Consider the following 6,000-nt stretch of genomic DNA (forward strand, 5'->3'; position numbering starts at 1 on the left):
GATGTTTGGCCTCTGCTGCGGCCCGGAGGTTCACCCCGACGCCGAGTGGGCAATGCATCACTTCTCGCGCGAATGAGTGTCCAATAAAACACACATCACAGAAGCGCAAAAAGGCTGGCGCCGGGATTTCCCCTTTGCCAGCCCCACTCGCGTGCCGGAGGGCACGCGAAAACTGCTTACTTGATTTCGACCTTCGCGCCGGCGTCTTCCAGCTTCTTCTTGGCCTCGTCGGCAGCAGCCTTGTCCACGCCTTCCTTGACGGGCTTCGGTGCGCCATCGACCAGGTCCTTGGCTTCCTTCAGGCCCAGGCCGGTGATTTCGCGAACGGCCTTGATCACGCCAACCTTGTTCGCGCCGACTTCAGCCAGCACGACGTTGAACTCGGTCTTCTCTTCGGCGGCAGCGCCAGCGCCAGCAGCGCCCGGAGCGGCAGCCACGGCCATCGCGGCGGCGGACACGCCAAACTTCTCTTCGAACGCCTTGACCAGGTCGTTCAGTTCCATCACGGACATCGCGCCAACGGCTTCGAGGATGTCGTCTTTGGTGATTGCCATTTGGAAATACTCCTAGATTTGATTCGGTATCGGTATTGCGATCGGGACGAGCCTGGCCTTAGGCCGCGGCGCCTTCCTCGGCGGGGGCACCTTCGCTCTTCTTCTCGGCCAGCGCGGCCAGCAGGCGGGCAAAGCCCGACACCGGCGCTTGCATGACGCCAAGCAGCTGAGCAATCAGTTGGTCGCGGCTCGGGATCGAGGCCAGCGCCTTGACGGCGTTGACGTCGAGCACCTTGCCGTCGAACGACCCGGCGCGCAGGACCAGCTTGTCGTTGGTCTTGGCGAAGTCGTTCAGAACCTTGGCCGAGGCCACTGCATCTTCGGAAATCCCGTAGATCAGCGGACCGGTCAATTGCTCCGCGAGCGCGGCAAACGGCGTACCTTCCACGGCGCGGCGAGCCAGCGTGTTCTTCAGAACGCGCAGGTAGACGCCTTGCTCGCGGGCGGTGGCACGCAGCTTGGTCAGATCGCCAACCGTGATGCCGCGATATTCGGCCACGACGATGGTCTGGGCTTTGGCGACTTGCGCCGACACCTCAGCAACGACGGCCTTCTTATCTTCAATATTGAGTGGCACGGTTAAGCTCCAAAACGATGCGCGGTGCTCCGGCGACGGAGGACCTTGCATCAGTCCAAACGAACGGCGTCCGATTGGCCCGAATCACCCGGGGATCTCGCCCCGGACCATTCCAACCTTCGGGTTCGCCATCTACGCTGGCGGGCGGGGTGCCGTCACCTTGTTGCCGTGTACGGTCCCACCAATTAAGGCCATGCCGCACCGAAGCGCGAACATGACCGCCAGCGGTCTTTGATAACCAGCGGGACCGGCGGCTGGCGCCGGCACCACTGCCCAAAGCCTTTCTCTGGCCCGCCCTGGCGAGCCGGTCCCGGCGCAGTGCCGGAACCTCGAATGCTTCGCCGACCGGTGTTATCGGGTCCGGTCGGCCAATTGACCGCGTATGGCCAGCCGCTTAGGCGGCCAGCGAAGCCTGATCGACGCGAACGCCCACGCCCATGGTCGAGGAGACCGCGATCTTGCGCAGGTAGACGCCCTTGCTGGTGGCCGGCTTGGCCTTGACCAGCGCGTCGATCAGCGCCGACAGGTTGGTCTTCAGCGCGGCGTCCTCGAACGAACGGCGGCCGATGGTCGCGTGGATGATACCGGCCTTGTCGACACGGAACTGGACCTGACCGGCCTTGGCGTTCTTCACGGCCTGGGCCACGTCGGGGGTCACGGTACCGACCTTCGGGTTCGGCATCAGGCCGCGCGGGCCGAGAATCTGGCCCAGCGTACCGACGATACGCATCGTGTCCGGCGAAGCGATCACGACGTCGAAGTTCAGGTTGCCGGCCTTGACCTGCTCGGCCAGGTCTTCCATGCCGACCACGTCGGCGCCGGCGGCCTTGGCCGCTTCAGCCTTCTCGCCCTGGGCGAACACCGCCACGCGGACCGACTTGCCGGTACCGGCGGGCAGCACCACCGAGCCACGGACCACCTGGTCCGACTTCTTGGCGTCGATGCCCAGCTGCACGGCGACGTCGATCGACTCGTCGAACTTGGCCGACGCGCATTCCTTGACCAGGCCCAGCGCCTCGTCGATCGGGTAGAACTTGGTGCGCTCGATCTTGGCCTTGTTGGCCGCTACGCGCTTCGAAACCTTAGCCATTTACAGACCCTCCACGGTGATACCCATCGAACGGGCCGAGCCCGCGATGGTGCGCACTGCCGCGTCCAGATCGGCGGCGGTCAGGTCGGCGTTCTTGGCCTTGGCGATGTCTTCAGCCTGGGCGCGGGTGATCTTGCCAACCTTATCGGTGTGCGGCTTGGCCGAACCCTTGGTGATGCCGGCAGCCTTCTTGATCAGCACGGTGGCCGGCGGCGACTTCATCACGAAGGTGAAGCTCTTGTCGGCGTAGGCGGTAATCACCACCGGCACCGGCAGGCCGGGTTCCATACCCTGGGTCTGCGCGTTGAACGCCTTGCAGAACTCCATGATGTTCAGGCCACGCTGACCCAGTGCCGGGCCCACGGGCGGGGAGGGGTTCGCTTTACCAGCCGGGATCTGCAGCTTGATAAAGCCAATAATCTTCTTGGCCATCTTTACTCCAATCCGGACCGCTGCACGTCAGGCAGTCGATCCTGTTGAGTCGTAACGCGCTGTCGCCGGCCGCCGGTGGCGGACCTGGCCTCACGCTCCTCTTGTGCCCCTTGCGGGGCGTCGCTGGTCGCACTGCCGAAGGCGGCGCGACCCTGCGAATCCTGTGACGATCAGACCTTCTCGACCTGGCCGAACTCGAGCTCGACCGGGGTGGCGCGACCGAAGATGGTCACCGAGACGCGCAGGCGCGACTTCTCGTAATTGACCTCTTCCACGTTGCCGTTGAAGTCGGTGAACGGGCCGTCCTTGACGCGCACCATTTCGCCCACCTCGAACAGCGTCTTGGGCCGCGGCTTTTCGACGCCTTCCTGCATCTGCGTCATGATCTTGTCGACTTCCTTCTGGGAAATCGGACTCGGGCGGTTACGCGCGCCGCCGACGAAGCCGGTCACCTTGCTGGTGTTCTTCACCAGGTGCCACGTCTCGTCGGTCATCTCCATTTCCACGAGCACATAGCCCGGGAAGAAGCGCCGCTCGGTCACCGAACGCTGACCGCCCTTCATTTCGATCACTTCCTCGGACGGCACCAGGATGCGTCCGAACTTGTCCTGCATCTCCGCGCGCTCGATGCGTTCCTGCAAGGCGCGCTGCACGCTCTTCTCCATGCCGGAGTAAGCGTGGACCACGTACCAGCGCTTCTTCGAAGGCGGCTGCGTAGGAGTGGATTCCTGCTTTGCGTCGTCCGTCATGTCCTTTCCCTTATTTCCAGCCCAGCACGAGGGAGAAGATCACCCACTCGATCAGTTTGTCGGCAGACCACAAGAACAGCGCCATCACGACGACGAAGACGAACACCAGGCCCGTCATCTGTCCGGCTTCCTTGCGGGTCGGCCACACCACCTTGCGGACTTCCCGGTACGATTCCCTGGCGAACCCCACGAATTCCTTGCCCGGTGCGGACACCAGCGCGACGATCACGCCGAGCACGAGGCCCGCGAACAGCGCGGCGCCGCGCACGTAGGCAGGCTGCTGCGCCAGCGCGTAGAAACCGATCACGCCGGCCACCACGAGCAGCACGGCCACGCCCAGCAGCCACTTGCCACTGGAGGTGTTGACGGTTTCGACGTTGGGATTGGCCATGTTTCGCAAACGAGACTAAGCCGCGTCACGATGGATCCTCTGTGGATCCGCCCGACGCGGCTGATTGAATTGGCAGGGGCAGAGGGAATCGAACCCCCAACCTTCGGTTTTGGAGACCGACGCTCTGCCAGTTGAGCTATACCCCTAAAACAACTTTGGGGTCGGCTGGAGCCAACCCCACTGGCGGCAAACGCGGCCGGTTGGTGCCGCGTTTGCTGTCGTGACTGCTTAGTCCAGGATCTTGGCGACGACGCCGGCGCCGACGGTGCGGCCGCCTTCACGGATGGCGAAGCGCAGGCCTTCTTCCATCGCGATCGGGGCGATCAGCTTGACGGTGATCGACACGTTGTCGCCCGGCATGACCATTTCCTTGTCCTTCGGCAGCTCGATCGAGCCGGTCACGTCGGTCGTGCGGAAATAGAACTGCGGACGGTAGTTGTTGAAGAACGGGGTGTGACGGCCACCTTCGTCCTTCGACAGGATGTACACCTCGCCGGTGAAGTGCGTGTGCGGCTTGATCGAACCCGGCTTGCACAGCACCTGGCCGCGCTCGACGTCTTCACGCTTGGTGCCGCGCAGCAGCAGACCGACGTTGTCGCCAGCCTGGCCCTGGTCCAGCAGCTTGCGGAACATTTCCACGCCGGTGCAGGTGGTCTTGACCGTCGGGCGGATGCCGACGATTTCGATTTCCTCGCCGACCTTGATCACGCCACGCTCGATACGGCCGGTCACCACGGTACCGCGGCCCGAGATCGAGAACACGTCTTCGACCGGCATCAGGAACGTGCCGTCCACGGCGCGCTCCGGCGTCGGGATGTAGGTGTCCAGTGCCTCGGCCAGGCGCATGATCGCCTCTTCGCCCAGGTCACCCTTGTCGCCTTCGAGCGCCAGCTTGGCCGAACCCTTGATGATCGGGGTGTCGTCGCCGGGGAACTCGTACTTCGACAGCAGCTCGCGCACTTCCATTTCCACCAGCTCGAGCAGCTCGGCGTCGTCCACCATGTCGCACTTGTTCAGGAACACGATGATGTACGGCACGCCGACCTGACGGGCCAGCAGGATGTGCTCGCGCGTCTGCGGCATCGGGCCGTCAGCGGCCGAGCACACCAGGATCGCGCCGTCCATCTGCGCAGCGCCGGTGATCATGTTCTTGACGTAGTCTGCGTGGCCCGGGCAGTCAACGTGCGCGTAGTGGCGGTTGGCCGTCTCGTACTCGACGTGCGCGGTGTTGATGGTAATACCGCGTGCCTTCTCTTCCGGCGCCGCATCAATTTCGTCGTACTTCTTCGCGGCACCGCCGAACTTCGAAGCCAGCACCGTCGCAATCGCCGCCGTCAGCGTCGTCTTGCCGTGGTCAACGTGACCAATCGTACCAACGTTCACGTGCGGCTTGGTCCGCTCGAACTTTTCCTTTGCCATTTCGCGACTCCTGTCTCGGTAGCGATATTGCCAGTGCGGTATTTGGTGCCCATGGGCAGGATCGAACTGCCGACCTCTCCCTTACCAAGGGAGTGCTCTACCACTGAGCCACATGGGCGAAACTTGATGACTGCGTTGCAGCAATCCTGCTGGAGCGGGTGAAGGGAATCGAACCCTCGTCGTAAGCTTGGAAGGCTTCTGCTCTACCATTGAGCTACACCCGCCCGGGTTACTTCACTTCACCGACATTGCCGGACTGCTGCTGCATTGCATTCTGGTGGAGAGGGTTGGATTCGAACCAACGTAGGCGTAAGCCAACAGATTTACAGTCTGCCCCCTTTAGCCACTCGGGCACCTCTCCGCAGAGAACTTGCGATTATGGTGTAATCGCCCCCGCCTGTCAAGCGCTTTCCCTCTGCTTTGCCAGGAAAACGGCTTGTTCGATCATCGGCGGAAACGGGCTGCGGCGGCCCGTGGCGAACCATCTTCGCGAACATCGGAAACGATGTCCTCTCACCCTATAGGGGCCCGCAAAACGGCCTGGAACGCGTCTACAGCAGTCGGGATATGGCGGTTGAGCTACCTGGGAGCGCGGTGGACCGGCCCGCTTTCCGCCGCCGCAAAGCAAAACACCCCAGACCTTGTGAGATCTGGGGTGTTCTGGGGATGGAGAGCCTGGCGATGACCTACTTTCACACGGGTAGTCCGCACTATCATCGGCGCGAAGTCGTTTCACGGTCCTGTTCGGGATGGGAAGGGGTGGTTCCGACTTGCTATGGTCACCAGGC

Annotated in this window: 7 protein-coding genes, 4 tRNA genes and 1 rRNA gene; all 12 read right to left on the reverse strand. The window is 63.0% G+C overall.

The genetic code is table 11. The features are described 5' to 3' along the window. Positions 1-176: 176 nt before the first annotated feature. The 12 genes from rplL to rrf all read right to left on the reverse strand — a co-directional run bounded on the left by rplL (position 177) and on the right by rrf (position 5,999). Entirely contained in the window at positions 177-554 is a 378-nt protein-coding gene (gene rplL, locus F1599_RS07125; RefSeq protein ID WP_149319753.1) for a 50S ribosomal protein L7/L12, read from the reverse strand. 58 nt (positions 555-612) lie between these two features. Next, complete coding sequence (gene rplJ / locus F1599_RS07130; protein ID WP_023264956.1) at positions 613-1,131, reverse strand: 50S ribosomal protein L10; 519 nt, start codon at positions 1,129-1,131, stop codon at positions 613-615. Between the two features lie 394 nt (positions 1,132-1,525). Beyond that, positions 1,526-2,221, reverse strand: a complete 696-nt coding sequence (rplA, locus tag F1599_RS07135; protein WP_149319754.1) for a 50S ribosomal protein L1 — start codon at positions 2,219-2,221, stop codon at positions 1,526-1,528. Beyond that, the gene (rplK, locus tag F1599_RS07140) at positions 2,222-2,653 is read right to left on the reverse strand and encodes a 50S ribosomal protein L11 (RefSeq protein WP_053822688.1); all 432 of its coding nucleotides are present in this window, start codon (positions 2,651-2,653) and stop codon (positions 2,222-2,224) included. Between the two features lie 170 nt (positions 2,654-2,823). Further along, the gene (gene nusG, locus F1599_RS07145) at positions 2,824-3,402 is read right to left on the reverse strand and encodes a transcription termination/antitermination protein NusG (RefSeq protein WP_006576494.1); all 579 of its coding nucleotides are present in this window, start codon (positions 3,400-3,402) and stop codon (positions 2,824-2,826) included. A 10-nt stretch (positions 3,403-3,412) separates the two neighbouring features. Beyond that, positions 3,413-3,793 carry a preprotein translocase subunit SecE gene (gene secE / locus F1599_RS07150; protein ID WP_149319755.1) on the reverse strand — a complete coding sequence of 127 codons (381 nt, stop codon included), beginning with the start codon at positions 3,791-3,793 and terminating at the stop codon, positions 3,413-3,415. A 70-nt stretch (positions 3,794-3,863) separates the two neighbouring features. Then, positions 3,864-3,939, reverse strand: a tRNA-Trp gene (locus F1599_RS07155). A gap of 82 nt (positions 3,940-4,021) precedes the next feature. Continuing rightward, the gene (gene tuf / locus F1599_RS07160) at positions 4,022-5,212 is read right to left on the reverse strand and encodes an elongation factor Tu (RefSeq protein WP_053822680.1); all 1,191 of its coding nucleotides are present in this window, start codon (positions 5,210-5,212) and stop codon (positions 4,022-4,024) included. A gap of 43 nt (positions 5,213-5,255) precedes the next feature. Further along, a tRNA-Thr gene (locus tag F1599_RS07165) sits at positions 5,256-5,330 on the reverse strand. 32 nt (positions 5,331-5,362) lie between these two features. Continuing rightward, positions 5,363-5,436 (reverse strand) — tRNA-Gly (locus F1599_RS07170). Positions 5,437-5,487: 51 nt separating this feature from the next. Beyond that, a tRNA-Tyr gene (locus F1599_RS07175) sits at positions 5,488-5,573 on the reverse strand. A 312-nt stretch (positions 5,574-5,885) separates the two neighbouring features. Continuing rightward, a 5S ribosomal RNA gene (rrf, locus tag F1599_RS07180) occupies positions 5,886-5,999 on the reverse strand. Position 6,000 lies beyond the last annotated feature (1 nt).

This window comes from Cupriavidus cauae (genome assembly GCF_008632125.1).
Taxonomy (GTDB): Bacteria; Pseudomonadota; Gammaproteobacteria; order Burkholderiales; family Burkholderiaceae; genus Cupriavidus; species Cupriavidus cauae.

Coding starts and splice junctions, on each gene's coding strand:
- rplL (WP_149319753.1), bottom strand. CDS start 554: ATGGCAATCACCAAAGACGACATCCTCGAAGCCGTTGGCGCGATGTCC.
- rplA (WP_149319754.1), bottom strand. CDS start 2,221: ATGGCTAAGGTTTCGAAGCGCGTAGCGGCCAACAAGGCCAAGATCGAG.
- rplK (WP_053822688.1), bottom strand. CDS start 2,653: ATGGCCAAGAAGATTATTGGCTTTATCAAGCTGCAGATCCCGGCTGGT.
- nusG (WP_006576494.1), bottom strand. CDS start 3,402: ATGACGGACGACGCAAAGCAGGAATCCACTCCTACGCAGCCGCCTTCG.
- secE (WP_149319755.1), bottom strand. CDS start 3,793: ATGGCCAATCCCAACGTCGAAACCGTCAACACCTCCAGTGGCAAGTGG.
- tuf (WP_053822680.1), bottom strand. CDS start 5,212: ATGGCAAAGGAAAAGTTCGAGCGGACCAAGCCGCACGTGAACGTTGGT.